General features: G+C 45.8%; 22 protein-coding genes and 1 tRNA gene. 8 read left to right on the plus strand and 15 right to left on the minus strand.

The genetic code is table 11. The features are described 5' to 3' along the window. Nucleotide 1: 1 nt before the first annotated feature. Nucleotides 2-2,401, plus strand: coding sequence for a phosphoenolpyruvate--protein phosphotransferase (gene ptsP / locus NL644_RS17705; protein WP_253658683.1), 2,400 nt, complete (start codon nt 2-4; stop codon nt 2,399-2,401). Between the two features lie 80 nt (nt 2,402-2,481). Here the strand turns inward: ptsP and dhaR are convergent, their stop codons facing one another. The 6 genes from dhaR to NL644_RS17735 all read right to left on the minus strand — a co-directional run bounded on the left by dhaR (nt 2,482) and on the right by NL644_RS17735 (nt 11,113). Then, a complete protein-coding gene (dhaR, locus tag NL644_RS17710; RefSeq protein WP_253658684.1) occupies nt 2,482-4,407 on the minus strand; it encodes a dihydroxyacetone kinase operon transcriptional regulator DhaR in 1,926 nt (641 codons plus the stop codon). A gap of 148 nt (nt 4,408-4,555) precedes the next feature. After that, nucleotides 4,556-5,086 carry an MltR family transcriptional regulator gene (locus NL644_RS17715; protein ID WP_012841150.1) on the minus strand — a complete coding sequence of 177 codons (531 nt, stop codon included), beginning with the start codon at nt 5,084-5,086 and terminating at the stop codon, nt 4,556-4,558. A 57-nt stretch (nt 5,087-5,143) separates the two neighbouring features. Next, the gene (locus NL644_RS17720; protein WP_253658685.1) at nt 5,144-6,292 is read right to left on the minus strand and encodes a mannitol-1-phosphate 5-dehydrogenase; all 1,149 of its coding nucleotides are present in this window, start codon (nt 6,290-6,292) and stop codon (nt 5,144-5,146) included. A gap of 112 nt (nt 6,293-6,404) precedes the next feature. Continuing rightward, on the minus strand, nt 6,405-8,357 hold the full coding sequence (locus tag NL644_RS17725) for a PTS mannitol transporter subunit IICBA (protein ID WP_253658686.1): 1,953 nt from the start codon (nt 8,355-8,357) through the stop codon (nt 6,405-6,407). Nucleotides 8,358-8,960: 603 nt separating this feature from the next. Continuing rightward, entirely contained in the window at nt 8,961-10,709 is a 1,749-nt protein-coding gene (locus NL644_RS17730; RefSeq protein ID WP_253658687.1) for a lysophospholipid acyltransferase family protein, read from the minus strand. Between the two features lie 137 nt (nt 10,710-10,846). Next, a complete protein-coding gene (locus NL644_RS17735) occupies nt 10,847-11,113 on the minus strand; it encodes a hypothetical protein (RefSeq protein ID WP_181869506.1) in 267 nt (88 codons plus the stop codon). A gap of 163 nt (nt 11,114-11,276) precedes the next feature. On the opposite strand from NL644_RS17735, the gene NL644_RS17740 reads away from it, so the two are divergent. Beyond that, a complete protein-coding gene (locus NL644_RS17740) occupies nt 11,277-11,996 on the plus strand; it encodes an SIMPL domain-containing protein (RefSeq protein WP_114323121.1) in 720 nt (239 codons plus the stop codon). Between the two features lie 53 nt (nt 11,997-12,049). Here the strand turns inward: NL644_RS17740 and NL644_RS17745 are convergent, their stop codons facing one another. Beyond that, nucleotides 12,050-13,099, minus strand: coding sequence for a DUF4382 domain-containing protein (locus NL644_RS17745; RefSeq protein WP_253658688.1), 1,050 nt, complete (start codon nt 13,097-13,099; stop codon nt 12,050-12,052). A gap of 229 nt (nt 13,100-13,328) precedes the next feature. On the opposite strand from NL644_RS17745, the gene NL644_RS17750 reads away from it, so the two are divergent. Continuing rightward, on the plus strand, nt 13,329-13,604 hold the full coding sequence (locus NL644_RS17750) for a hypothetical protein (RefSeq protein WP_048626615.1): 276 nt from the start codon (nt 13,329-13,331) through the stop codon (nt 13,602-13,604). A gap of 93 nt (nt 13,605-13,697) precedes the next feature. Here the strand turns inward: NL644_RS17750 and NL644_RS17755 are convergent, their stop codons facing one another. From NL644_RS17755 to rpsU, 6 genes are all read right to left on the minus strand, one after another. Beyond that, nucleotides 13,698-14,501 carry a MetQ/NlpA family ABC transporter substrate-binding protein gene (locus tag NL644_RS17755; RefSeq protein WP_046874011.1) on the minus strand — a complete coding sequence of 268 codons (804 nt, stop codon included), beginning with the start codon at nt 14,499-14,501 and terminating at the stop codon, nt 13,698-13,700. 282 nt (nt 14,502-14,783) lie between these two features. Continuing rightward, nucleotides 14,784-14,859 (minus strand) — tRNA-Ile (locus tag NL644_RS17760). 155 nt (nt 14,860-15,014) lie between these two features. Next, the gene (gene rpoD / locus NL644_RS17765; RefSeq protein ID WP_005395986.1) at nt 15,015-16,877 is read right to left on the minus strand and encodes an RNA polymerase sigma factor RpoD; all 1,863 of its coding nucleotides are present in this window, start codon (nt 16,875-16,877) and stop codon (nt 15,015-15,017) included. A 99-nt stretch (nt 16,878-16,976) separates the two neighbouring features. After that, nucleotides 16,977-18,743 (minus strand): DNA primase, encoded by a 1,767-nt coding sequence (dnaG, locus tag NL644_RS17770; protein WP_005379719.1) that lies wholly within the window; start codon nt 18,741-18,743, stop codon nt 16,977-16,979. Between the two features lie 149 nt (nt 18,744-18,892). Further along, nucleotides 18,893-19,336 (minus strand): GatB/YqeY domain-containing protein, encoded by a 444-nt coding sequence (locus tag NL644_RS17775; protein ID WP_005395984.1) that lies wholly within the window; start codon nt 19,334-19,336, stop codon nt 18,893-18,895. 27 nt (nt 19,337-19,363) lie between these two features. Continuing rightward, on the minus strand, nt 19,364-19,579 hold the full coding sequence (gene rpsU / locus NL644_RS17780) for a 30S ribosomal protein S21 (protein ID WP_001145625.1): 216 nt from the start codon (nt 19,577-19,579) through the stop codon (nt 19,364-19,366). Between the two features lie 230 nt (nt 19,580-19,809). On the opposite strand from rpsU, the gene tsaD reads away from it, so the two are divergent. Beyond that, entirely contained in the window at nt 19,810-20,826 is a 1,017-nt protein-coding gene (tsaD, locus tag NL644_RS17785; RefSeq protein WP_046874179.1) for a tRNA (adenosine(37)-N6)-threonylcarbamoyltransferase complex transferase subunit TsaD, read from the plus strand. Between the two features lie 175 nt (nt 20,827-21,001). After that, nucleotides 21,002-21,817, plus strand: coding sequence for an alpha/beta fold hydrolase (locus NL644_RS17790; RefSeq protein ID WP_114323130.1), 816 nt, complete (start codon nt 21,002-21,004; stop codon nt 21,815-21,817). A 34-nt stretch (nt 21,818-21,851) separates the two neighbouring features. Here the strand turns inward: NL644_RS17790 and plsY are convergent, their stop codons facing one another. Further along, nucleotides 21,852-22,463: a glycerol-3-phosphate 1-O-acyltransferase PlsY gene (gene plsY / locus NL644_RS17795; protein WP_005379857.1), complete on the minus strand. Its 612-nt coding sequence runs from the start codon at nt 22,461-22,463 to the stop codon at nt 21,852-21,854. Between the two features lie 250 nt (nt 22,464-22,713). Here plsY and folB point away from each other — a divergent pair, with 250 nt between their 5' ends. The 3 genes from folB to NL644_RS17810 are packed head-to-tail and all read left to right on the plus strand — an operon-like array spanning nt 22,714 to nt 24,371. Further along, nucleotides 22,714-23,073, plus strand: a complete 360-nt coding sequence (gene folB / locus NL644_RS17800; protein ID WP_005436044.1) for a bifunctional dihydroneopterin aldolase/7,8-dihydroneopterin epimerase — start codon at nt 22,714-22,716, stop codon at nt 23,071-23,073. Further along, nucleotides 23,070-23,558 carry a 2-amino-4-hydroxy-6-hydroxymethyldihydropteridine diphosphokinase gene (folK, locus tag NL644_RS17805; RefSeq protein ID WP_012841141.1) on the plus strand — a complete coding sequence of 163 codons (489 nt, stop codon included), beginning with the start codon at nt 23,070-23,072 and terminating at the stop codon, nt 23,556-23,558. Before folB ends, folK begins: the two co-directional genes overlap by 4 nt. Nucleotides 23,559-23,567: 9 nt before the next feature. Next, a complete protein-coding gene (locus NL644_RS17810; protein ID WP_006743204.1) occupies nt 23,568-24,371 on the plus strand; it encodes an undecaprenyl-diphosphate phosphatase in 804 nt (267 codons plus the stop codon). A gap of 229 nt (nt 24,372-24,600) precedes the next feature. On the opposite strand, the gene NL644_RS17815 is transcribed toward NL644_RS17810, so the two are convergent. Then, a complete protein-coding gene (locus NL644_RS17815) occupies nt 24,601-25,821 on the minus strand; it encodes a multifunctional CCA addition/repair protein (protein ID WP_114323131.1) in 1,221 nt (406 codons plus the stop codon). Nucleotides 25,822-25,851 lie beyond the last annotated feature (30 nt).

The raw sequence follows: 25,851 nt of genomic DNA on the forward strand, positions 1-25,851 counted from the left end.
GATGGTGGGAATTGTAGTTGTATCTCATAGTCGTCGCCTTGCAGAAGGGGTGGCAGAACTTGCCACCCAAATGACGCAAGGCAAAGCCAAGCTTGCGATTGCGGCTGGGATTGATGACCCAGAGAACCCGATCGGAACCGATGCCATTGCTGTGATGGAAGCGATTGAGCAGGCACATGATCAACAAGGGGTTGTTGTGTTGATGGATCTTGGCAGCGCCCTGCTTAGCACGGAAATGGCTCTGGATCTGATTGATGATCACGTGAGGGAAAATGTCACCCTTATCTCGGCCCCCATTGTTGAAGGGACCATGGCGGCGTCGGTGGCTGCTGCCGCTGGACTACCTTTATCGACGGTAGTCGAAGAGGCACGGAATGCGTTAAGCGTAAAACGAGAGCACCTTGGTGATCAGCCAACAATATCCACTGAGGTAGCGCCAGTATCAGACAGCTTTGAGCAAGAGCGGACATTTGATTGGGTAGTGCAAAATCCGCATGGATTACATGCTCGTCCCGCTGCGGCCATTGTTGGTGCACTCGCGCCTTTTGACTGCCAATTATGGTTGAAAAAAGGCGAGCGCCGTGTGAACGCAAAAAGCTTAAACAGCATTGCGAAACTTGGCGTTCGTAGTCAAGAGACGATCACCTTATGCGCGCTCGGACCTCAATCCAGTGAAGCCATCAAGGCATTTGAAGCCTTAGCTAGTGAGCACTTCGGAGAAAAAGAGGCGGTTGAGCAAGGCATTATTGAATCTGAAGAGTGCACGGATACTTTGCTCGATGGCATGGCCCCAAATCAGATTGAAGGTGCTGTTGTTGGTATTCGAGTCAATGACGGTATCGCAACTGCTCCAGCTGTCCTTTTTACTCATGAAATGCCAGCAGTGCCTGAACGTGATTTCCAAAGTGAACAAGATGAAATTGAAAGGGTTAAGCGTGCGATAGGCGTGGTTGTTCAACATTTGCAGGAGCAAGCGAAGCAGCCGAAAGGGGAAATATTTGCTGCTCATAGCATGATGCTCAGTGACCCAGAATTATGGGCATCGGTCGAGGCGCGAATTCAAACGGGCATGATAGCCGAGCATGCTTGGATAGAATCACTGCAAACGTTGGCTGAAGAGTTTCGCCAGGCTGAAAGCCAGTACATGCGGGAACGCGAAGCAGATGTGCATGATATCGCACGCCAAGTTATGGTCGAAATGACAGGCTTAACGCCTAATGCCATCGACATTCAGGAACCGAGTATTTTGTTGGCCCGCGATCTGATGCCTTCTGATGTGGCCGGGCTTGATAAATCGAAAGTGCTTGGTATCTGTTTGAGTGAGGGAGGGAAAACCTCTCACAGTGCGATTCTTGCTCGTGCGATGGGGATTCCTGCCATCGTTAAAGCTCAGGGCTGCCTTGATGCTGTGCGTGCTGGTCAAGTGGTGACTATTGATGGCTTTCGAGGGCATTTATGGTTCTCTCCTTCAGATGCCGTACAGCAGGAATTAGAAGCTCAGCAAATTGAGTGGCAAAACTCCCGACAAAGTGCACTAGCGAGTGCTCAGCAAGCCGCAGTCACCTGTGATGGCGTCCATATTCCAGTATTCGCCAATATTGGTGGACCGAAAGATATTGATGATGCACTAACATCAGGCGCTGAGGGGGTTGGTCTATTCCGGACTGAGTTTCTATTTCAAAACAGTGATGAGTTGCCGACTGAGGAAGCGCAATATCAAGTGTATCGTGATATTGCTGCCGCACTTGGCGATAAGCCACTTACGATTCGTAGTCTAGATGTTGGCGGTGATAAGCCTTTAGCCGCTTACCCTGTGCCAGCGGAAGATAATCCATTTTTAGGTTTGAGAGGGGTGCGGTTGTGCCTTCAACATGAGTCATTGTTTACCGCCCAACTTCGAGCCATTCTGAGAGCCTTTTACGAGCAACCGAATATTCAATTGATGATACCGATGGTGGCTCAGGTTGAAGAAGTGAGAAAAGTAAAAGCGCTGTTGGCGCATCAAGCAAACCAACTCGGCTTGGATGCGACTCATTTGCCTGTCGGTATTATGATTGAGGTACCCGCCGCGGTATTAAATGCTGATGCGTTAGCACAAGAAGTCGACTTTTTCTCTATTGGCACCAATGATTTGACTCAATATGTTATGGCTGCCGATCGAGGCAACGCCGCCGTTGCCGAATTGGTGAACTACTTTGAACCATCGGTACTAAAAGCCATTGAACTCACGTGTGCAGCAGGCGATCGCGCGGGCATACCGGTCAGTATGTGTGGTGAGATGGCTGGCGATCCAAATGCTACAGAAACATTGCTTCGCGTGGGGTTACGAAAATTCAGCGCCAGTTCTAGTATGCTACCGGGACTAAAAGCGCAGATTCGTCAGTTGTCTGTTGATGTTTAATCGATACCTTATCGTTAGTACATGTGTACCGGCGTGCTTACGCCGGTTTTACTTTTGTTATAGGAACGCCACTTCTTGGCTTAATACAGCTTCATTTGCTCCTGCAGCCCAAACTTATTAATTTTTCTCCATAAGGTCGTGCGGCCAATTTGCAATGCTTTCGCTATATCATGCATTTTGCCATCACACTGATTCCAAGCCTGAACGATAGCTCTTCTCTCGGCTTCTTCTAGCGTGATTACCGGCGTATTCTCTGCGGTATGGCGAGAATTCAGTTTAATGTCTTCTGGAATATCGTTCAGCTTGATTAAGTTGGAACTGCGGTTAAGCAAAATTCGCTCAGTTCGGTTTCTTAATTCGGAGTTATTGCCTGACCAACGAAAATTCATCAACGCTTCCAGTGCGACTGGCTCTATCGAGATTGTGACATTGTGTCGGCGCTCATAATGGCTGATAAGCTGCTGGACGAGAAATTCAATGTCTTCTTTACGCTTTCGTAGTGGTGGAATATGCAGCTCGTTCGAGGAGATTTCATAATAAAGTTGCCGACCAAATGAGCGCTGAGTGACATACTCGCTGATCTCTGAAGCGGTGCTCGTAATAAGTTGAAAGTCTACGGGGATTAATCGCAAACTGTCGCTGCGGCTGACGAGCCCAGTTTTTAACAACTTAAGTAGCACGGCTTGTAAATCGGGCGACAGATATTCCACCTTTTCCAAAAAGAGCGTACCGCCATGGGCGAGTTCAAACTTAGAGGGCATGCCTTGTCCCTCGTCGTATCCCAGGGTTTCTTTGACCAGTTGCTCTGTATTGATGGAGCGGCAGTTGAGCGTAATGAACGGCCCTTCTTTGTAGGTGCTTTCGTTATGAATCGCCATGGCGAGAGTAGCTTTTCCTACGCCTTCTTCACCCGTAATTAGAATCGGTGATTTGGACTTTATGGCCCGCTTTGCCACGGTAATGACGTGCTTCATTTTTCGTGAAATGACAGGCAAAGTGCTGAATGTATAGCGCGCACTGCCACCTATTTGTTGTTGAGCAAGTTCGCGAATTTTATCGATAGGGTGCAAGAACAATAAGTGTGTGCCGTCGTTGAGTGGACGCAAGGTAATTATCGCTTCAACAAACTCGCCACGAACCTCTACCGTTGTGAGTTTGCGGTTGATGCTTGCACCCGACTCAATACTATTGAGGACATTTGGCGGGAAACGTAAAACCGAAAAGACTTCTTTATCCAAGACCTGACTGGCTTCAATGTTTAACAAGCGCTCTGATTGGTGATTTACCATGGTGATACGGCTTTCTTCATCCCAGGCCAGAAGGCCGTCATCCATGCATTCTAACGTTGCGTTGTGCGCACAAGTGAGGCGGTTAATGTTTTCTTGTTCCGACTGAATATGGATTTGCAAACTGACTTCTTTCGCGCTCGACGCGATGATGACCAAGTTTTCTTTCTTATAGCTCTCTGCTTTTTTGAGAAGGCATGTTGTGCCGCGTAACTTGCCAAACTGGTCGAAAACAGGCGCAGCTACAGAGGCATAAGGATGTAAGTGGCGATTGAAATGTTCTGCTGCGAACACTTCACACGGGATATGAGTACTAATACAGAGATTGACCGCATTTGTGCCAATTTTCCCTTCAGACAGAAAACAGCCTTGTTTAATACCGAGCGCCTGCATCTCTTGTTGCATTGAGTCATGTCCCACAACAGATAGAACGCAGCCGTTGCCGTCAGTCACCATCAATAGCAGGTCTTCGTCCCCTAGCATGTCGTAAGTGTCTTCAAGTACGGTCGTGGCGCATTCGATGAGGTGCCCGTTGCGTTTCATCAGAGATGAGAAGGTAAATCCAGAGGCAATATGTGGCTTTGACCAGGTGTAAGGACTGCATTGCTTTATGCAACGCTCCCACGACTCAAGTACGGGAGTGCGGGAAAATTCTGGAGATACCCAATGGTGTTTCTGGAAAAACTCCCATTTGGTTTTAGTGTCTTCGATTGAAAGCATGCCATACCGTTTCAATACCAGCGATAGATTGGTCTGATATTACAGAGACATACGAATATGGACTGTGATGGCTTTCACGCACGTCATACAGAAAGGATACGCAAAGAAAAGAGGCTAGTAGAGAAGGCGTTCCTTGCCGGAGGTTGGGTTAAAAAGGGCTGTCCTTGCCCAGTTCATTGCAAATTTCGACAATGGCGAGCGAGAGACCTGATTTTATTATTTGTTGCTGGCGTTGAAGTTGGAGTTGATAAAACTCAAGGTCGATGTCGTCATCAGGTTCGTTGACTTCTAATTGCACCATGCCCATTTTCTTTACCAGATGCAGCTTTTTGATTGGCTCTAGAATATTTGGATCAGTGAACTCGTAGTCCGATGCATCGCTATTGAGTCGGTTTTTAAGCTTAATGATGTCTTCAATATCATGATAAATATCGTCTGGGAGTACGCCTAAGCCAAATAGGAGTTTCAAACGAACGGAGAGATCGCCCAGCGGTCCGGAGTCTTGCAGTAGGGGACCAACAACCGATTGCACGGCGAAGTTATCTTTACGAAAGATCCTTTGTATTAGCCCGTCGATGGAATCGTTGAACACATCGACTGCTGCAATAAAAAAGCCTCGTACCGATGGCGCGCTGTTTAATCGTTCAATGATCTCGGTTTCGTTGATGTTATCTGCCATATACTGAGTAACTGTTTAAAATTATATTTATGGGGAGCAGAGCTCCCCTTGATTTGATTAAAGCTGGTGGTAAATCGCTTCGATTTGAGCCACTTCAACACTGTCTTCAGCCAGGCCAGTGTACGTTGCTAGCGTTTTCTTCACCCCCACTTCTTTCAATGAGTTTTGTAGCTCTACGGCTTGTGGGTCGGTGTCGTTAGTGTATTTCAACGCAGCCGCGATCCCTTTCAAAAGTGTTTGATTTTCAGTGCCATACTCAATTGTACCGAGTAATGGCTTCACTAATCTATCATTTGCACCCAATTTACGAATTGGTTGTCGTCCAACGCGATCCACTTCATCCACTAAATATGGGTTGGCAAAGCGTCCTAGGATCTTTTCGATGTAAGCGTTGTGCATGTCACGGTCGAAGCCGTAACGTTTGATAAGCACTTCACCACTTTCGTGCATTGCTTGTTTTACTTCGGCATGAATGCTTGGGTCTTCAATTGCTTCACGAATGGTACGGTGCCCTTTCAAACAGCCTAAATAAGCGGTAATGCAGTGACCTGTGTTTAGGGTGAACAGCTTACGTTCTACGAATGCCATTAGGTTGTTGGTTTTTTCCATGCCAGCAATATTTGGGATGTCGCCCTTGAACTGTTGCTCATCGACAATCCATTCGCTGAAGCTTTCAACTGTCACTTCCAATGGGTCATCGTTGGCGGCTTCTGCTGGTGGCACGATGCGATCGACAGCGGAATCAACAAAGCCAACCAACTCGTCTGCTTTTGCATGCAATGATTTATCTAAGTGTTTGTACACTTCACCTTTTAGGTGCGTAGTGCCACGCACCATATTTTCACAGGCGATGATGTTAAGTGGCGCGTTATTGCCAGCTTCAAAACGTTTGGCGATGCCTTTCGCGATGGTTTTCGCGATGATATCTAATACGTTTGGACCGACCGCTGTGGTAACTAAATCGGTTTTGACGATGCGATCAATCACGTCATCACTGGCTGAGTTTACCGCTGTGACGTGGGTAACAGTGTCGATTTGGCACTCGGTGCCCACGACTTTCACTTTGTATTCTTGTTTGTGGCTGAGCTGGTCTACCAACGGCGCATCAACGTCAGCGAAAGTGACCTCGACTTCTGCGTCTGCTAAGAGTTTACCGATGAAACCACGACCGATGTTACCTGCACCAAAATGAACTGCGTTTTTCATAATTCTTACCTACCAATATCTGAAAATGTTGACTTACGAAACTAGGGTGAGGCCAACCGCATAGGGGGTGACAGCTGACCTCATTTGCCTCAGGAGCAAATTAAAGGAGTAATTAAGCCGCTTGTTGACCGCCAAGGATGTTCAGAATCTCTTCCACATCGTTGGTGCTGGTTAGCTTCTCAATTGCTTCCGGCTCATCGAGCGCGTTCGTAATGGTGGTGATCACCTGGATGTGCTCATCGTTCTTAGCGGCAATGCCGATAACCAGTTTCGCGACATCGTCGTCATCTTCAGTAAATTGGATACCCGATGGGTATTGGCAGATTACAATGCCTGTTTTCTTCACGCGGTCTTTCGCTTCTACGGTGCCATGAGGAACCGCGATAGACTCGCCAAGGTAAGTTGGAACCAACGCTTCACGCTCAAACATCGCGTCTACGTATTCTGGTTCTGCGTAGCCAAGTTCAACCAATTTGTTGCCTGCAAAGCGAATGGCTTCTTCTTTGTTGGCTGCTTTCAAACCTAGGTGAATGTTCTCACGCTGGATTTGGAAAACTGATGGCTGCTGTGGCTCGAAGTTGTCGTCGTTTGCTGCCACGAGCGACACTTTTACCATTTGGTCGTCATTGGCTGCGGATTGGTTTTGTGCTGCTAGTAGTTTGGTGACTAGCTGGTTGTACATTTCGCTGTCTAGGAAGTTAGTCAATGAAATGTGGTGTGCGTTTGGAGCATGCTTACGTGCACGATCCGTTAAGTCTTTATGAGTAATCACGATATCTGCACTCTCTGGTAAGCTGTTAATAGCAAGGTTGGTTACGTGGATGTTCAGACCTGCGTCTTGAACCTTTTTACGTAGCATGCTCGCGCCCATTGCACTCGAGCCCATGCCCGCATCACAAGCGACAATGATGCTTTGTACTGTCGCTAGGTCTACGTCACCTTTGCTTTGGCTATTTACCACCGCATCGTTTTTAGATGCAGATTTCATGTCTTTCATTTGTGATGTTGCTTTTTCTAGTGCTGCTTCATCACCGTCTTCTTCCGTTGACGTTTGTGTCTTCATTAGCAGTGCTGCTACGGCGAATGACACGCCTGTTGCTGCTGCGATAGAGGCTAGTACACCAACGATTGAACCTTTCTGAGTCATCAATAAGATTGCAAAGATTGAACCTGGTGATGCTGGAGAAACGATACCTGCGTTAAACATAGTGAGAACGAATACGCCAGTCATACCGCCAGCGATAGCCGCAAGGATTAGGCGAGGGTTCATTAGGATGTATGGGAAGTAAATCTCGTGGATACCGCCGAAGAAGTGGATGATTGATGCACCACCTGCCGTTTGACGAGCCGTACCTTTACCAAACACCATGTAAGCTAACAGGATACCTAGACCAGGACCTGGGTTTGCTTCGATTAGGAAGAAGATCGATTGACCTGTCTCAGACGCTTGTTGGATACCCAATGGAGAGAAGATACCGTGGTTGATCGCGTTGTTTAGGAACAGGATCTTCGCTGGCTCAACAAAAATAGAAGTCAGTGGCAGAAGGTGCGCTGAAACAAGGAAGTTTACGCCTGCTGCCAATGCGCCTGAAAGCACTTTGACAAATGGACCGATAAGGAAGAAAGCCAAAATGGCGCACAGCATACCAATGATGCCCGCAGAGAAGTTGTTCACCAACATCTCGAAGCCGCTTTTTACTTTACCGTCGATGTAGTTATCGAATTTTTTGATTGCCCAGCCGCCCATTGGGCCGACCATCATTGCACCCATAAACATTGGGATGTCGGTACCGACAATCACACCCATGGTAGTGATTGCACCAACGACCGCGCCGCGATCGCCGCCCACTAATTTACCACCGGTGTAACCGATCAGTAGTGGCAGCAAGTAAGTGATCATAGGACCAACCATGGAAGCTAACGTCTCATTTGGTAGCCATCCGGTTGGGATAAATAGAGCAGTGATAAAGCCCCACGCGATAAACGCGCCGATGTTAGGCATTACCATGTTTGACAGAAAACGACCAAAATTTTGTATCTTGATCTTGGCATCTGGTGATATCATAACAATTCCCCGTTCGATGTTCTGATGAATATGTTGTCGTAAACGGTTCGCCAAAACCGCTTGTTTGATTGCTTAGTACCCAATCAATTTACCACACATTTTCCAATTGGAACTGACGACGGGTTTTTCGTGATCAACCCCCGCATTTCTTCGGATGAAAAGCATTTTTTAAGTGATGATGATCAATTAATTGATATGTAACTTAATAACAAAAAAAGACTTTCAAATCTGTCAATAAAAATATTAGTGATCAATTCGATCTTCTGACAAATATAAAATTAAAATTCATTGTGATTAAGATCACCTTTAATTTCTTTTTCAACTCAAATTAAATGCTCGAAATGATCAATGTCACATTTTGTTTGGCGTTAGGTTTGATTGAAAATGTGATCTATGACCATTTTGAAGTTTTGTGAAAGTTTATAACGTGAACGTTTGTGCGATGTTGGCGTTTTGTGGATTAAAGCTTGAGATGACTGGCCTTTTTGCGATGAGTTTAACTAAACACTTTATTTTTAATGTCTTATGGGTAAATAACGCATCACGCTGCTCGCGTTGTGTTGTTTAGAGCGATTTTGAGCAGCGCGATACCTCCGACGACGGTTAATGGTTCAGAGCTAAATACTCGCGCGCGTTTCCACTGCCCATGTAACGTGCAAGCGTTTTCTCAGGCACATCGCGTAAATCCACCATAATCAATCCATCCAGTGCGTTGTTAAACGCCGGATCGACGTTAAAACACACCAACTTACCATTCAAACTCAAATATTGGCGCAGTAATACCGGAACGCCTTTGCCTTCGTCAATTCGAGCGATCACGCGAGATAGCAACTGTAAATCTCCCAATGCGGTTAGCATGCTGGTATTCCAGTTTAAGTTGGTTTCTGGCAGTGGGTTTGACGGAGTGACGTATTCGGCGCAGTCGTTGTCGTAGTGGTGTAGGGTCATCGATTGTGCCAGCAACTGACGCGCGGTATGGCTGTAATCGTTGCTGATGCTCACTGGGCCAAATAAGTGCGTGTATTCGGGATGTTGATGAACAAAAGTCGCTATGCCTTTCCAGAGTAAGAGTAGGGCACTCATGCTTTTTTGATATTGCTCGGCAATCACAGAACGCCCCATCTCAATCGACTTACCCATTTGATCGAGAAAGCGTTGGTCATAGTTGAACAAGGTGCGCGAATACAATCCTTCTACGCCATATTTCGCCAATAATTGATCAACTAATCCAAGACGGTAAGCTCCTACCATGCATTGGTTCTCACGATCCCACACAAACAGGTGCAGGTAATCATGATCGAAGTGATCGATGTCTATCGCTTGTCCGGTCCCTTCGCCAACTTGACGGAAATTATGTTCTCGCAAGCGGCCAATTTCATGCAGGAGAGATGGGATCTGCTGCGCGCTGGCGCAATATACGTCGAACTCGCCACTTTGAAGCAATTGGGTTTCTGACGGTAAGCTGTGCAGCTCTTCAAGCAATTGGCCTATGGGTAACCCTGCCGCAATAGGTAAGAGAGCATTGTCTGAGACCGTTTGCTGAGTGGCACTTACATCGCGGTTAAGCAGGTAGGTGTTAAGCCTCAGATAATTGACGATCTGATCATCGTTGAGGTTATTGAGTTCTTTAAACTTGATTGCTTGCCCAAAGGACAACTCAATGGTTTTTGCGCTCTTGTTGAGCAGCTCTCTTCCCAACATCAAGGTGCGTAAAAGAGGGTGGATTTTACCTGCCATGTAGAAGCGTTTTGAGTTCTGCCCACGAATGAAGACGGGAACAGTGGCGGCTTTGTTCTTACGAATTAACGCACTGACACTGCGGCTCCATTCTTTGTCTTCTAAACGCTGTTGTTTGGCATCCACCAACTTTGACACTTCACCCGCAGGGAAAACCAATAACAAGCCGCCATTCGCAAGGTGTTTGTTGGCTGCTCTAAGTGCCTTCATGTTCGACTTGACCGCATCTTTGCCCTCGAATACGTCGACACCAATAAAAAGTTGGTCGAGCTCTGGCACGGTTTTCAGGTACTGATTCGCTAAAATTTGGATATCGTCTCGCACCATTAACAGTAGTTCGGCGAGAATCACGCCTTCAACACAGCCGAGAGGGTGATTCGCCACAATGACGGTTGCGCCTTGCTTTGGCACTGAGTCGAGCGAACCATGGGCAATGCGATAGTCGATACCCAAGATATCCAGTGTGAATCGCAAGAAAGTTTTGGTATCCGTATTCACTGGGCGTTGGGCGTAGAATTTATCGAGCTGACTTAAACCCGTAGCCCATTCTGCAACGTTTTCACCAATGCCAAACGGCGTTTTACGAGGGAGACGAAAAGGGGTCGAACTATCCATATTTACCTCAGCGTACAAGTGGCTGATCGGATAGTAGAAATTACAGATGACAGTTCAGAGGCAAATCCATGAGCCTTTGGTGACAAACTGGTGAAGATTTGTTGACCAAAGGCGAAGGGGATAGGGACGTATTAGCGTTACGTTTTGTCGCCAGCAAACATCAGGATACTCAGAGAGTTGAGCGTTTCACCGAGACTTTCTAGTGAGCTCAAGACCTGTTTGGTCGGCTCATTATCTAGCAGAATTCGACCATCAAAGCTTTTCTCTTCGTATTGCTGTTCATTACACGCATCCGCTTGGGGTTCTTGTGTTGAGTTGTCATCCATAGCTAAGTCGTCAGCACTCAAACAGGCCGTTGAGACAAATAATCCGCCTAGAACCACCAACCATTTTGTTTTCAACATAATCTTAAAATTCACAATAAAACACCGTTCAATTTTAATTAATTCTGTTCACCATTTCGAACGATATGACAAAAATTTAGCTTTAGGTCGCCATTTTCTGGCCATAGTTGAGCTATGTTATCGATACTACGAATTGTTACTTTTGGCGAAATTAGGAGGATGAATGGAGAAGATTTCCAATAAAGCGTCAATATGGCTCGGGCTGTGTCTGATAATAGGTTTAGGAGTATTGGGCTTTTTTATTCAGCAAACAGCAGTCAAATACAAAGCCTATGAGCGAGTGGTAACGGTGAAGGGATTGTCTGAGCGAGAATACCCGGCAGATACCGTCATTTGGCCAATCCAATTTACGGTAGCCAGCAATGATATGGGCGCGATGTTTGATGACATAGACCAACAAACGCGTTTGATTCTGGATTTTTTAAGTGCCAAAGGGCTCCCTGAAACGAGCGTTTCCCTTTCTTCTCCTGCTGTCATTGACAGAAAAGCACAGCAATACGGGAGTGAGCAAGATATCGAGTTTCGTTATTTAGCCTCGCGGACCGTTACGGTTTATAGTCAAAGTGTCGATGTGGTTCGAGCGGCAATTAATGAGATTGGTGAGCTAGGAAAACAAGGCGTACTGCTGAATCAGGACCCGTACGCGAACCGCATTGAGTACAGCTTTACTAAGCTGAATGATGTAAAGCCAGACATGATTGAAGAGGCGACCAAAAACGCCCGCGAAGTGGCGCAAAAGTTTGCCAAAGACTCACAGAGTTCACTGGGTAAGATCAAACGTGCCACGCAAGGGCAGTTCTCGATTTATGACCGAGATAGCAACACGCCTTACATTAAGAAAGTACGAGTGGTCTCAACCGTTCAGTATTACTTATCGGATTAAAATAATAGTCAAAAAGCCGCTCTTCGTGTGAGCGGCTTTCGATAAGACGAGAGCTATAGGATAGGATTAATATCTTGCTCTGTATGCTCACCTTCGACCACATCAACAGGTGTGTAATGTTGATAAATCAGGAAGCCATCTTCTGATGTTTCATGGTTATCTGGTGTATCAACATACGCGGTACAGGTGTACCCAATACTGTAGGTGCCTGGGCCAATGTAACCAAACTCGTAGCTGTAGGTTGTATTACCTTCTTCGTCTTGCGATTCATTCACGTTAGCTACTGCAACTGGCGCTTGGAGTGGTTCCATCGCGCCCATATCGCCCATGGTTGAGCGATCCATCGAACCTGCGTAAAGATAGACTGAGTGAACGGCAGGAACGTCATTTATTGCATTTGATGCTGCACTGTCTGCTTCACACGCTTGATACTGAATTTCACTGACTTCACCACCGATATGACCTGATTCTGATGCGTTTACTAAGCTTACCGCATTAGAGTTCATGTTCATGTAATCTTTGCCCGTTGGATCTGCCAGGCCTTTACGCAAATCAAACTCGACAACATAGCTATTATGACCAGTATGAACTTTTACATACTGACCTTTTTGCGAAAACTTCAAGCGACCTTGATCGCTCGTATCTGGTTTAAAACCAAAACAACTGCCTCGGCTAGGCACAACTAAGCCTTTGATGTTACCGTCTGTCTTCTCTACGTATGACAGCGTTGTATCGTTTAATTGTTTGCCGTCTTTAGCGTACACACACATAGCATAATCACCAGGAGCGATGTCTTGCTCGCTAATGATCGTTTTAGCGTTACTTCCCTGATATTCCATTAGATCAACTTGGTGTAGTGCTCCATTGTCACTAACATCTAACAGAATATGTTCTCCAGTTTGTTCGCCAGTTTCTGGGTCAAATGGTACAAGGACAACATCTTTAAACGCTAAGACGACTTTGTTGGCATCGTCGACAGGCGCATCGGAAACGCTGAGAGAAAAAGTGGCTGCTTTTGTATCGGATGAAGAGTCGTCGCTACCACAGCCCGTCAATAAAAGACCGCCTGAGATGGCAAGTAAAGGGTAGGTATATTTTTTCATTATGACCTCTTGTTTACACTGCTGATAAATGTAAAAGGCTAGTCTCAAAGTCGAGAAATGATGTCATTGTATTGTGATAGAGAGGTCAATCTTCAATGGCGCTATATACAAGTCCTTTTTTATAAAACTAAGTTCTTAACTGTGATGAGGGGAGTTTGATGATAGTCAAGCTGGCTTCGTTCTTATGAGCGTAAGTTAGTATGACTTACTGCTAGAAGGAATTAGTATCATGGCATACAAGCACTTTATTAGAGAACTACTGGGTTTAGCGATCGTTGTCTCTGTCGTCTTTGGCGTTTTAGGTGTGATGTTAGAGCTCTTTGCACTGACGGCACTCTGGGAGCATCAGCAAGCGATAGCCGATGTATTCTTCCATGAATCTCTCTACTTTGTCGTATTTTTAATCCCACCATACTTCCTTTGGAAGTTGATTAACCGCCCTGAATTGGTTTCTGCGGACCAAGCTTATTTAGCAATGAGATTAGAGGCTGAAAGTCGACAATAAGCCGATTGAGTGAGGAGTGAAAAGAAGAGGCTATGAGAAACATCAGCCTCTTTTCTATCTGATTAGTGAGCAAAGTATTCGTTGCTTTATTGATTAAAAAGCCGCTTCTATTGTGCCTTTGAACGTACGATCGAGATAATCACGAATTGCTTGAGATTGGTAAATAGAAACGAATTTTTTATACGCTTCATTATTTTTGTCTGCGTCACGAGTAGCGATGACCATGACGGCCAGTGGTGCGTCTTTTGCTTCAAGATAGATACTTTGTTTCTTCGGGTCTAAACCAGAAGACATTACGTAGTTCATTGTGATCGCAGCCGCGTCTACATCATCCAATGTTCGTGGTAACTGGGCGGCATCTACCTCGACAAATTCAAACGACTTTGCATTTTTTGTAATATCAGTTAGGGCGGCTTTGTGGCCAACACCTTGTTTAAGCTCAATTAAACCTGCATCGGCGAGTAGCAATAGACCACGACCACCATTAGTTGGATCGTTTGGAATTGCTATGCGTGCATTGTTTGGAAGCTCTTGTAATGAGCGATACTTGTTAGAATAAAGCCCCATGCGCATCAGAATGGATTGACCAATCGACACTAATTGGGCGTCATGACTATTGTTGAAGTTGTCTAAAAATGGTTGGTGCTGATAGCTGTTAATGTCGATGCTACCATCACTAAGCGCGGCATTGGGTGTCACGTAATCAGAAAACTCGATGACTTCTACATTCAAGCCTTGCTTCGCTGCTTCCTTCGCTACTGCTTCAACTACTTGAGCATGAGGCCCTACGGTTGCTCCCACTTTTATGATAGAGCCATCTTTTTCTCCACAAGCACTTAAGCCAACTACTGCCGTGAGAACCAAAGCTAGTTTCTTTAGGTGACGAATACTTTTCATTGTAACTCCATTTTTGTTTTAGACGTCCATACGTTTATATGTCCATCCTATCAGAAGTCGAAAAAGGGTCAATGGTTTAAATAGCGAGCAGACATTTTGTTTCTACGACTATATAGAAAGCTTGGTAATAAGCGAAAAGAAAGAGGGGGTAGAACCGAGGAAGATGATAAGTTTGAAGTTGTTGAGGATATGAGCAACGAATTACTACACCCACAACTGTACCCAAAGTCAGCAGACACAAAAAAGCGTAGTAGGTACTAACCTGCTACGCCTTTCGAAATTTGGTGGCCCCTCGCAGACTTGAACTGCGGACCAATCGATTATGAGTCGACTGCTCTAACCACTGAGCTAAGGGGCCTTAATAGGACAACGATTATAGGGGAAGCGTTGCAAGGTGTCTAGATACCAACTAGGGCAATTGCGCTTAGTTTTTATCCACTTAGCACAGTAGATAATAAAAAAGGTGACCTAAAGTCACCTTTTTTTGATTTCTAAAGCTTATATGCGCTGCGTTTATTCGTCTAGGAAGCTGCGCAGAGTCTCTGAGCGGCTTGGGTGACGAAGTTTACGTAGTGCTTTTGCTTCGATCTGACGGATACGCTCACGAGTAACGTCGAACTGCTTACCAACTTCTTCTAGAGTATGGTCAGTGTTCATGTCGATACCAAAGCGCATACGAAGTACTTTCGCTTCACGTGGCGTTAGACCTGCAAGCACGTCTTTTGTCGCCACTTTAAGGCTAGTTGCAGTTGCAGAATCTAGCGGCAGTTCTAGCGTTGTATCTTCGATAAAATCACCTAGATGCGAATCTTCGTCGTCACCGATTGGTGTCTCCATTGAGATAGGCTCTTTAGCGATTTTCAGAACTTTGCGAATCTTGTCTTCTGGCATCTGCATGCGCTCAGCCAGTTCTTCCGGTAGTGGCTCACGACCCATCTCTTGCAGCATTTGACGAGAGATACGGTTGAGCTTGTTGATCGTTTCGATCATGTGTACCGGGATACGAATCGTACGTGCTTGGTCCGCGATTGAACGAGTGATTGCCTGACGGATCCACCACGTTGCGTAAGTCGAGAACTTGTAACCACGACGGTATTCGAACTTATCCACTGCTTTCATCAGACCGATGTTACCTTCCTGGATAAGATCCAAGAACTGTAGGCCACGGTTGGTGTATTTCTTCGCGATAGAAATTACAAGACGCAAGTTCGCTTCAACCATCTCTTTTTTCGCACGGCGAGCTTTTGCTTCACCGATAGACATACGACGGCTGATGTCTTTAATGTTCTGTACGTTTAGAGAAGTCTCTTCTTCAATCATTTTTAGCTTAGCGATTGAACGACGGATTTCTTCTTCGTTACGTTTGATCTTTTCAGCGTATGGCTTGTCTGAAGCAAGAACTTCATCCAACCAAGCTTCGCTTGATTCATTACCAGTGAACAGCGCGATGAATGATTTCTTCGGCATTTTGCCGTATTCAACCACAGACTTCATGATCAGGCGTTCTTGAGTACGAACGCGATCCATAGCGGTACGCAGTTCATTCACTAGGTGATCAAACTGTTTAGGCGTTAGACGAAATTCGCGGAATACGTCTAGCATCATTTCATTAGCAACGGTTGCTTTCGGGCTGTTATAGCCGTACTCGTTGATTGCTAATTGAAGATTTTGATAGGTGCTGCGTAGTTGGTTGAATTTCTCTAGCGCTAACTCTGGATCGATACCTACATCTTCTTCAGAATCATCTGAATCGTCATCGCTATCTTCGTCGTCATCAACGTCTTCATCGTCTTCTTCTTCTAACTGAGATTCAGTCAGTTCAGAACCGATGTGTGTTGCCGTTGGTGCAGCGGTGTCGTCAGCATCTGGGTCTACAAAACCTGAAATAAGGTCAGTAAGACGTAGTTCTTCAGCTTGAACTTTGTCAAATTGCTCAAGAATGTACGGAATCGTACCTGGGTATTCAGCAACAGACGATTGAACTTGGTTAATACCTTCTTCAATACGTTTTGCGATGTCGATTTCGCCTTCGCGAGTTAGAAGTTCGACAGTACCCATTTCACGCATGTACATACGTACTGGGTCTGTGGTACGACCAATCTCACTCTCTACGCTAGACAGTGCAGCGGCTGCAGCTTCGGCTGCATCTTCATCGGTAATATTTGTGTCATCGTTCAGTGCTAAATCATCAGCATCAGGAGCAGTTTCTACTACCTTAATGCCCATGTCGTTGATCATCTGAATGATGTCTTCTACCTGTTCTGAATCTACGATTTCAGCAGGTAGGTGGTCATTTACTTCGGCGTAGGTCAGATAGCCTTGTTCCTTGCCTTTAATAACAAGTGACTTTAGCTGTGACTGCGGATTGTGATCCATAGACGGTATCCAACTTCGTAATCTGGTGAAGGAATCAGTATGCGAAATGCAAACCACTTACTATAACAAATTAAATCGTTGCTGACTAATTAAACAGGGTTACGCTTTTAAATCTAGCATAAGTGCTAGCAGCTCCCTTTTCTCTTCGGCTGATAAACCGACACTTCTTGCTTTGGCCTGCAGGTTTTCAATTTGTTTTTCTACGCACTGGGCAATAATTTTATCCAGTGAGTCTAAAAATATTTCTTCTTGGTTGTCCTCATCGAGTGGAATGTCCCAACTCGCGAGACGAGACAGAAGAGTCTCATTTTGGCTGTTTCGCCAATGCTCTAATAATTGGCCTGTGTTGATATGGGGATGCGCTTGGCATTTATCAAGTACATCAACAAATAAACTTAGACCAGGAATGGGTAAATCTCTAACGCTAGTTAGATCTGGCACCATACTTACGTATTGTGGGTTTTGAATCAGTAACGCGATCACTTCTCGCATCGGCGTTCGCTTGATTTCTTTATGAGGTTGAGGCCTTTTATCCTCTTTACCTTGTTTTGAAATTAGCTGCTGTAGTTGGCGTTCATCAACCAAACCCAAACGGCGGCCAAGCAGTTCTCTCAAGTATAGTCTTAAAGTGCCGCCAGGGACTTTGTCGATGAGAGGAACAGCAAGGGTACTCAGTTTTGCCATGCCTTCTTTCGTGCTCATATCGACTTGCTGAGTCAATGAGCTGAACATGAATTCAGACAAGGGCATCGCATTAGACACTTGTTGTTCAAATGCTTGTTTTCCGTTTTGTCGGATATAAGAGTCGGGATCTTCTCCATCCGGCAAAAACATGAATTTTAACTGGCGACCATCAGTTAGGTAAGGCAATGCATTTTCCATGGCACGCCACGCGGCTTCACGACCTGCGCGGTCACCGTCGTAACAACATACGACAGTGCTTGTTTGCCTGAATAATACTTGCAAGTGATCGCCCGTTGTAGAGGTACCCAATGAGGCAACGGAATAATCTACGCCATATTGAGCAAGCGCGACAACATCCATATAGCCTTCAACCACTAAAATTTGTGGTGGCTCACGGTACGCTTGTAGTACTTCATAAAGGCCATACAATTCTTTACCTTTATGAAATATCGGGGTTTCGGGTGAGTTGAGATATTTCGGTGTCCCATCACCTAATACTCGACCACCAAAGCCTATCACTCGGCCGCGTCTGTCTCGAATAGGAAACATCACTCGACCACGGAATCGGTCGTAGCGGTTGCCTTTATCGTTTTCAATCAACATGCCGCCTGTGACGAGCATGTCTTGGTTTTCTTTATTCTGGCCAAAGTTCTTACGAACTAAATCCCATTCATCAGCCACATAGCCGATGCCAAACTTCTGGACGATCTCACCAGACAGGCCGCGATCTTTTAGATACTCAATCGCCACTTTACTTGCTGGCTGCTTGAGTTGGTTACGATAAAATTGAGCAATGCTGCCCATTAAGTCGTATAGATTACGTTTTTCACTGCTGCTTGCTTGTGGGCCTGACTGGAACGAACCATTACCGCCGCTACGTTGTTCGCGAGGAACATCTAAGCCCAAGTATGAAGCGAGTTCTTCAATGGCTTCGACGAATTCTAGCCGGTCGAATTCCATCAAAAAGTCGATGGCATTTCCGTGCGCACCACAACCAAAACAATGGTAGAACTGCTTTTCTTGACTGACGCTGAATGACGGCGTCTTTTCGTTGTGGAACGGGCAGCATGCGCCGTAGTTTTTGCCTTTTTTCTTAAGTTTCACACGTGCGTCGATGATATCGACAATATCAAGTCGAGCTAGAAGGTCATCGATAAAACTGCGAGGGATGTGTCCAGCCATAAAACCTAATAAAAAAAGAAGATGATGAGTGGAGTGAATGCTTTAAAAGAATAAGCGTGTTGCTCACTTATTTCATTCCATTCATCCAGATACAAACAAGCCGTGCGTTCCAAAGGATAGCACGGCTTGCTGCAATTGGGTGGGGTATCTTAAGCCAGTTTAGCGCGAACTAAACCGCTTACTTTACCCATATCTGCGCGCCCTTGAATTTGCGGTTTCAGAACGCCCATTACTTTGCCCATGTCTTGCATGCCAGCTGCGCCAGATTCAGCAATCGCGTTCTCGATAAGAGCCGCTACTTCTTCGTCTGTCAGTGGTTGAGGCATAAAGTCCTCAAGAACGGTAATTTCTGCTTGTTCCGCATCAGCAAGATCTTGACGACCCGCTGCTTCATACTGCGCTACAGAGTCGCGACGTTGTTTAACCATTTTGGTCAATACCGCAAGAATGTCGTCATCGTTCAGAGTGATCTGCTCGTCAACTTCACGTTGCTTGATTGCTGATAGGGCTAAACGAATAGTACCAAGGCGTAATTTGTCCTTGGCTTTCATCGCTAATTTTTGCTCTTCTTTGAGTTGATCAATCAGAGCCATAACTAAATTCCTTTTGGAGCTCAGTTATTAGTACAGGCGAACGCGACGAGCGTTTTCGCGAGCTAGCTTCTTAGCGTGACGCTTTTGAGCTGCTGCTTTAGCGCGTTTGCGAACTGTAGTTGGTTTTTCGTAGTGCTCACGACGACGCACTTCAGAAAGGATACCTGCTTTTTCGCAAGAGCGCTTGAAACGACGTAGAGCAACGTCGAACGGTTCGTTTTCACGTACTTTAACTACTGGCATATGCCTTTCACCTCAGGGGTTATTCGTTAACGCTGGCATTCAACAGACCAAATCACAATTGTTTGGTCTCTTACCAGCTTGATCAAAAATGGTGCGGAATTTTAATCCGATCACAACTACTTTGTAAAGCCTTTTGTCGATTATTGTCTGTACAAAATTTGTTTGCAGCACCAAGGCGAGGTAATATGACGCCCAAATTTCCTCTATACAGAAAGCATACTGAGAAAACCATGCGCATTATCGGTATTGAAACCTCTTGTGACGAGACTGGCATCGCGATTTATGACGATGAAAAAGGTCTGCTGTCACACAAGCTTTACAGCCAAGTAAAACTGCACGCAGATTACGGTGGTGTGGTGCCTGAGTTGGCTTCACGTGACCATGTAAAGAAAACCATTCCTCTTATTAAAGAGGCACTAAAAGAAGCGAACTTAACTTCGAAAGACATTGATGGTGTCGCGTACACCGCGGGGCCGGGTCTCGTTGGTGCACTATTAGTGGGCGCTACTATTGGTCGCAGTATTGCTTATGCTTGGGGAGTGCCAGCGGTACCTGTTCATCATATGGAAGGTCACCTGTTGGCTCCAATGCTGGAAGATAACCCACCGCCATTCCCGTTTGTGGCAGTGTTGGTGTCGGGTGGTCACTCGATGATGGTCGAAGTGAGAGGCATCGGTGAGTACAAAATTTTGGGTGAGTCGATTGATGATGCGGCGGGCGAAGCGTTTGATAAAACAGCGAAGCTAATGGGGTTGGATTACCCAGGTGGCCCACTGTTGTCTAAACTAGCAGAAAAAGGCACGCCAGGTCGCTTTAAGTTCCCGCGCCCAATGACAGATCGCCCTGGCTTGGATATGAGTTTCTCTGGCCTGAAAACCTTTACAGCAAATACTATTGCTGCGAATGGCGATGACGAGCAAACTCGCGCGGACATCGCACTGGCATTTGAAGAAGCCGTGTGTGCAACATTGGCGATTAAATGTAAACGCGCGCTTGAGCAAACAGGCATGAAGCGTATTGTTATTGCTGGTGGTGTGAGTGCTAACCGTCGTTTACGTGCAGAGTTAGAGAAGCTAGCCAAGAAAGTTGGCGGCGAGGTTTACTACCCACGAACTGAGTTCTGTACGGATAATGGTGCGATGATCGCTTACGCTGGTATGCAGCGTTTGAAGAATGGCGAAGTGGCCGATATGTCGGTAGAGGCTCGCCCACGTTGGCCGATTGACCAACTGACGCCAGTCGCTTAATCAAACTTATGCGGTAGGTTTGAAATAGATTCACTACGATAAAGGTCTCTGCTCATCAGAGGCCTTTATTTTTAGCTATTCAATGAAAAGCTTCGTTTACATTCTGACTGATGCGAGCAGTTCGGTATCGCTTCAGTGATAGGATAGTGCGGAAGAATAAGAAATGGATATAACAATGAATAAGTTTGAAATTGAAGGTCAGCAACTTGCTTACCTTGATAAAGGTGATGGTCCAGTATTACTGTTTGGTCACAGTTATTTGTGGGATAGCCAAATGTGGGCGCCACAAATTGAAGTTTTAAGCCAGTCATATCGTTGTATTGTGCCAGATTTGTGGGCACATGGTGAGTCAGAAGCGGCCCCTGCATCGACACAGTCATTAGTTGATTATGCACAACATATGTTGGCGTTGATGGATCATTTGGATATTGAAGAGTTTTCTGTGGTGGGCTTATCTGTTGGCGGCATGTGGGGAGCGGAACTGACGGTTCAAGCACCGCAACGTGTGAAATCACTGGTATTGATGGATACCTTCATTGGTTGGGAGCCAGAAGTTACGTATAAAAAGTACTTTGCAATGCTTGATACCATCAGCCAAGTCCAAGCGGTGCCTGCGCCAATTATTGAAGCTGTCGTGCCATTGTTTTTTGCTAATAACGCTGAGCAGGTGAATCCTGAGTTGGTCGCTGCATTCAAACGCAGTTTAGAAAGTCTGAGTGGTGAGCGTGCGGTGGAAGTAGCTCGCATGGGGCGCATGGTGTTTGGTCGCCGTGATGTGATTGAAGATTCGGAAAAATTCGCTCTGCCGACGTTAATTGCGGTGGGCTGTGAAGATAAGCCTCGCCCGGTTTTCGAATCGTATTTAATGAAAGACTGTATCACGGGCAGTGAGTTGGTAGAAATTCCGCAAGCGGGACACATCAGTTGTTTAGAACAGCCGGAATTCGTCAACCAAATGTTGTTGAACTTCCTGAATCGAGTTCATGCATAACCAATGCATCCCTCTTTAAACGAAAAACTCGGCATTAAGCCGAGTTTTTTTGTGTCAGTTTCTTCTCGCCGATTTTTGGCTCGTCGCCAGACAAAAGCCGACGAATATTTTGATGATGCTTAAATACGATTAAGCAACACAGCATAGCAACAGGTAACGTGTATTGCGGTTTAAACATCCAAGTATAAAACGGAGTGACCAAAACCGTGACGAGAGCCGCTAAGGATGAATAGCGGAATAGCGCGGCTACTGACAGCCAAGTTAACATCACTAATCCTGTTAAGTCCAAACCAATCGGAGCGATAGCGCCAAGCGCGGTTGCGACACCTTTTCCGCCTTTAAAGTGGAAAAAGATGGGGTACATGTGCCCAAGACAGGCAGCAATGGCGATGACGCCAAGAATGATAGGGTCGATACCAAGAAAGTATCCGCCCCACACGGGGATGGTGCCTTTGAGCATATCGCACAACAAGACTGAAACAGCGGCTCCTCGTCCGCCAATACGCAATACGTTCGTTGCTCCAGGGTTGTTGGAGCCTACACTGCGTGGATCTGGCAGTTTTAAGAGTCGACAGATCAAAACCGCACTGGAAACCGAACCCAGTAAATAGGCGGCCATTGTCATTATCAGTGCCAGTGCGTCCATAGAAGTCCTTGATGGATTGGAATTTAATGCTCGGTTCCCGCGTAGTTGCTATCATACCTCGAATTCACATAATGCAGAAATCCTCACTGTGATAGAGCTTGCATTATGTGATTTCTTGTATATAAAGATGCTTTCGCAGTTTATACCTAAGTAACATTGTGATGACCCAAGGAAATGTTACTTAGGTATAGAATACTACGATCAAATTACCCCTCACGGGTATCCGACCTCTGTAATAGAAGGACATAAGATGGCTCTGGATAAAGTTTTTATTGAACAATTAGAAGTAATCACCACGATTGGCGTGTACGACTGGGAACAACAAATTAAACAAAAGTTGGTTCTGGATATCGAAATGGCGCACGACAATAAGCCTGCGGGTAAAAGTGATGATGTGCAAGATGCGTTGGATTACTCGCAAGTGAGTGAGGCGGTACTGAACCATATTGAAAATGGTCGTTTTCTGTTGGTTGAACGTGTAGCCGAAGAAGTGGCAGAGCTTATCATGCAGCGTTTCTCTGTGCCTTGGGTGAAAATCCGTTTAGCAAAGCCTGGTGCCGTGCCACAAGCTCGCGCTGTTGGTGTTGTGATTGAGCGAGGTCAAGCATGATCACCACCTATATCGGTGTTGGTACGAATGTAGAAAGAGAGCAACATGCGCTCGCTGCGTATCAGGAGCTACTACAGCTTGGAGAAAGTCTCCTCGTATCGCCGGTATATGAATGTGAACCTATTGGCTTTAGCAGCCAGAACTTCTACAACTTTGTCGTTGCAATGCGTACCGAGTTGTCATTAGAAGAGTTGAGTCATCAGCTACGTGAGATTGAATTTAAGTGGGGACGCGAAGAAAATGCGCAAAAGTATCAGGATCGAACACTGGATCTCGATATAGTGTTGTTCGGTGAATGCGTCTCCAAGAAAAAACCTGAGCTACCTCGCAGTGATATCTACAAATATCCTTTTGTCACAAAGCCTCTGTATGATCTCGAACCTCAATTAGTGATCCCAGGCGATGGACGCACAGTCGCAGATATTTGGCATGCAATGCAGCCAGTCGATTCACTCAAACCTGTTTCTTTTTCATTTTTAATTTGAGTTGTTTACATGAGTTATTTTGAAGCCTTTATTCTGGCTCTGATTCAGGGTCTGACAGAGTTTTTGCCTATTTCGAGCTCTGCCCATTTGATCCTGCCCTCCGCCATTTTGGGATGGGAAGACCAAGGTCTAGCTTTTGATGTTGCTGTTCACGTCGGTACATTAATGGCGGTAGTGATCTATTTTCGCCATGAAGTGATCACTCTGTTCCAGGCATTATTTGCTTCGATCTTTAAAGGAGATCGGAGTAAAGAAGCAAAACTTGCTTGGATGATCGTGATCGCCACGATTCCAGCTTGTGTGTTTGGCTTGTTGATGAAAGACATCATTGAAGTGTATCTACGTAGCGCTTATGTCATCGCGACCACAACGATCGTATTTGGTTTGTTGCTTTGGTGGGTAGACAAAAACGCTAAGTTGGTTGCGGATGAATACCAAACGGGTTGGAAGAAAGCCGTGTTTATCGGTATTGCCCAAGCCTTAGCGATGATTCCTGGAACGTCGCGTTCAGGGGCGACCATTACGGCTGCACTTTACCTTGGCTTTACTCGAGAAGCGGCTGCGCGCTTTTCATTTTTAATGTCGATCCCGATCATTACATTAGCAGGTAGCTACTTAGGCATGAAGCTAGTGACCAGTGGTGAACCTGTCCATATTGGTTTCTTGCTGACTGGTATCATCACATCGTTTATCAGTGCGTACATCTGTATCCACTTCTTCTTAAAGATGATTTCACGCATGGGCATGACACCGTTTGTGATTTACCGTCTGATTCTAGGTTTCGGCTTGTTTGCGTTCTTGCTTAGCGCATGATAACGCGACGGATTGGCAGCTTGCTTAACCGCAAGCTGCATACCTAAACCACAACGTCATTCTGAACAGCGACGAAGGAGCGAGGTTCAGAATCTTCTCCTCTTAGTTTCTTATGGCGTTGGCCATTTCTAAAACTTCCCTGCGTGCTGATGTTAGATTCCTAGTCTCGCTAAGGCTCGCTGGAATGACCTGGCATGAATACAATTCGGTTAATTAATCTGAGCTCAGATCATTTATTCAAAGCGACTCTTACCGCTTCAATCCGTCTCTTTTCTTGTTCATCACGTATTGCCGGGCCTTTAAATCCATCCTTAATGATGCTCTGAACATCTACGGCGGCTGCGGCTTGATAAGCGCGGGTAAAAATCTCAGCTTGAGGATAAGGCTTCTCTTCTAACCCTTTTCGACCTGCATGGTCAGCCTGACAACATATTAAAATATCTTCTAAGCGCTCAGCTTTGCGCCACACATCGAATTTGTTGAGTATTTTTATGATGGTTTGCGGCTTTAACTCGGCCGCACGATGGATATTGGAGTGCTGTTCGCACACCATCAAGGCTAAATCACGAAACTCATTCGGTACACGGACACGTTCGCACAGCTTTTTGATCAGTTTTAACCCTGTATGACAATGCATTTTGTGGCTTGGCCATTCGCTCTCTGGTGTTACCCCTTTGCCTAAGTCATGCACTTGAGCGGCAAATCTGACGGGGAGTGAGTCACTCAGTCTTGCAGCTTGCTCTGCCACCATCAAAGTATGGATGCCCGTATCGATTTCTGGATGCCATTTTTCTGGTTGAGGTACGCCAAATAGTGCATCAATTTCAGGTAAAACAACGGCCAATGCACCACAATCTCTTAGAACCGATAAGAAAATATCAGGGCGAGGAGTGGAAAGGGATTTATGCCATTCTTGCCAAACACGCTCGGGAGTCAGTGTGCTCAGCTCTCCAGATTCTGCCATGTGGCACATTAACTGCATGGTTTCGTCGGCAACCGTAAAGTCTAGATCAGCCAGCTTGGCAGCAAAACGAGCGACACGTAAAACGCGTAGAGGATCTTCGACAAAGGCGTCTGAGACATGGCGTAGGAGTTTATTATTGAGATCTTTCTGGCCGCCGTAAGGATCATGGAGCTTACCTGCATCATCCATTGCCATTGCATTAATGGTTAAATCACGACGAATTAAATCTTCTTCTAAGGTGACACTTTGATCAAAGAAACACTCAAAGCCAGTGTAACCAGAGCCTGATTTTCTCTCTGTTCGTGCAAGTGCATGTTCTTCTTTACTTTTTGGGTGCAAAAATACAGGAAAGTCTTTGCCAACGGCGGTGTACCCTTGGGACAGCATCATATCGGGAGTCGCACCTACGACCACCCAGTCGTTGTCATAACTATCAATTCCGAGCAATTTATCTCGAACTGCGCCACCTACTAAATAAACTTGCACGAATTACCTCTTAATTTATTGATATGCCGT

Source organism: Vibrio sp. Y10_XG_PY6, from assembly GCF_024181795.1.
GTDB classification, from domain to species: domain Bacteria; phylum Pseudomonadota; class Gammaproteobacteria; order Enterobacterales; family Vibrionaceae; genus Vibrio; species Vibrio diabolicus.

Bases quoted from the DNA above. Each gene is read 5' to 3' on its own strand.
- dhaR (WP_253658684.1), bottom strand. From the start codon at position 4,407: ATGCTTTCAATCGAAGACACTAAAACCAAATGGGAGTTTTTCCAGAAA.
- tsaD (WP_046874179.1), top strand. From the start codon at position 19,810: ATGCGCATTATCGGTATTGAAACCTCTTGTGACGAGACTGGCATCGCG.
- NL644_RS17810 (WP_006743204.1), top strand. From the start codon at position 23,568: ATGAGTTATTTTGAAGCCTTTATTCTGGCTCTGATTCAGGGTCTGACA.
- NL644_RS17740 (WP_114323121.1), top strand. From the start codon at position 11,277: ATGGAGAAGATTTCCAATAAAGCGTCAATATGGCTCGGGCTGTGTCTG.
- plsY (WP_005379857.1), bottom strand. From the start codon at position 22,463: ATGGACGCACTGGCACTGATAATGACAATGGCCGCCTATTTACTGGGT.
- folK (WP_012841141.1), top strand. From the start codon at position 23,070: ATGATCACCACCTATATCGGTGTTGGTACGAATGTAGAAAGAGAGCAA.
- NL644_RS17730 (WP_253658687.1), bottom strand. From the start codon at position 10,709: ATGGATAGTTCGACCCCTTTTCGTCTCCCTCGTAAAACGCCGTTTGGC.
- NL644_RS17720 (WP_253658685.1), bottom strand. From the start codon at position 6,292: ATGAAAAACGCAGTTCATTTTGGTGCAGGTAACATCGGTCGTGGTTTC.
- rpsU (WP_001145625.1), bottom strand. From the start codon at position 19,579: ATGCCAGTAGTTAAAGTACGTGAAAACGAACCGTTCGACGTTGCTCTA.
- NL644_RS17775 (WP_005395984.1), bottom strand. From the start codon at position 19,336: ATGGCTCTGATTGATCAACTCAAAGAAGAGCAAAAATTAGCGATGAAA.
- NL644_RS17755 (WP_046874011.1), bottom strand. From the start codon at position 14,501: ATGAAAAGTATTCGTCACCTAAAGAAACTAGCTTTGGTTCTCACGGCA.
- NL644_RS17715 (WP_012841150.1), bottom strand. From the start codon at position 5,086: ATGGCAGATAACATCAACGAAACCGAGATCATTGAACGATTAAACAGC.
- NL644_RS17790 (WP_114323130.1), top strand. From the start codon at position 21,002: ATGAATAAGTTTGAAATTGAAGGTCAGCAACTTGCTTACCTTGATAAA.
- ptsP (WP_253658683.1), top strand. From the start codon at position 2: ATGGTGGGAATTGTAGTTGTATCTCATAGTCGTCGCCTTGCAGAAGGG.
- folB (WP_005436044.1), top strand. From the start codon at position 22,714: ATGGCTCTGGATAAAGTTTTTATTGAACAATTAGAAGTAATCACCACG.
- rpoD (WP_005395986.1), bottom strand. From the start codon at position 16,877: ATGGATCACAATCCGCAGTCACAGCTAAAGTCACTTGTTATTAAAGGC.
- NL644_RS17750 (WP_048626615.1), top strand. From the start codon at position 13,329: ATGGCATACAAGCACTTTATTAGAGAACTACTGGGTTTAGCGATCGTT.
- NL644_RS17725 (WP_253658686.1), bottom strand. From the start codon at position 8,357: ATGATATCACCAGATGCCAAGATCAAGATACAAAATTTTGGTCGTTTT.
- NL644_RS17745 (WP_253658688.1), bottom strand. From the start codon at position 13,099: ATGAAAAAATATACCTACCCTTTACTTGCCATCTCAGGCGGTCTTTTA.
- dnaG (WP_005379719.1), bottom strand. From the start codon at position 18,743: ATGGCTGGACACATCCCTCGCAGTTTTATCGATGACCTTCTAGCTCGA.
- NL644_RS17735 (WP_181869506.1), bottom strand. From the start codon at position 11,113: ATGTTGAAAACAAAATGGTTGGTGGTTCTAGGCGGATTATTTGTCTCA.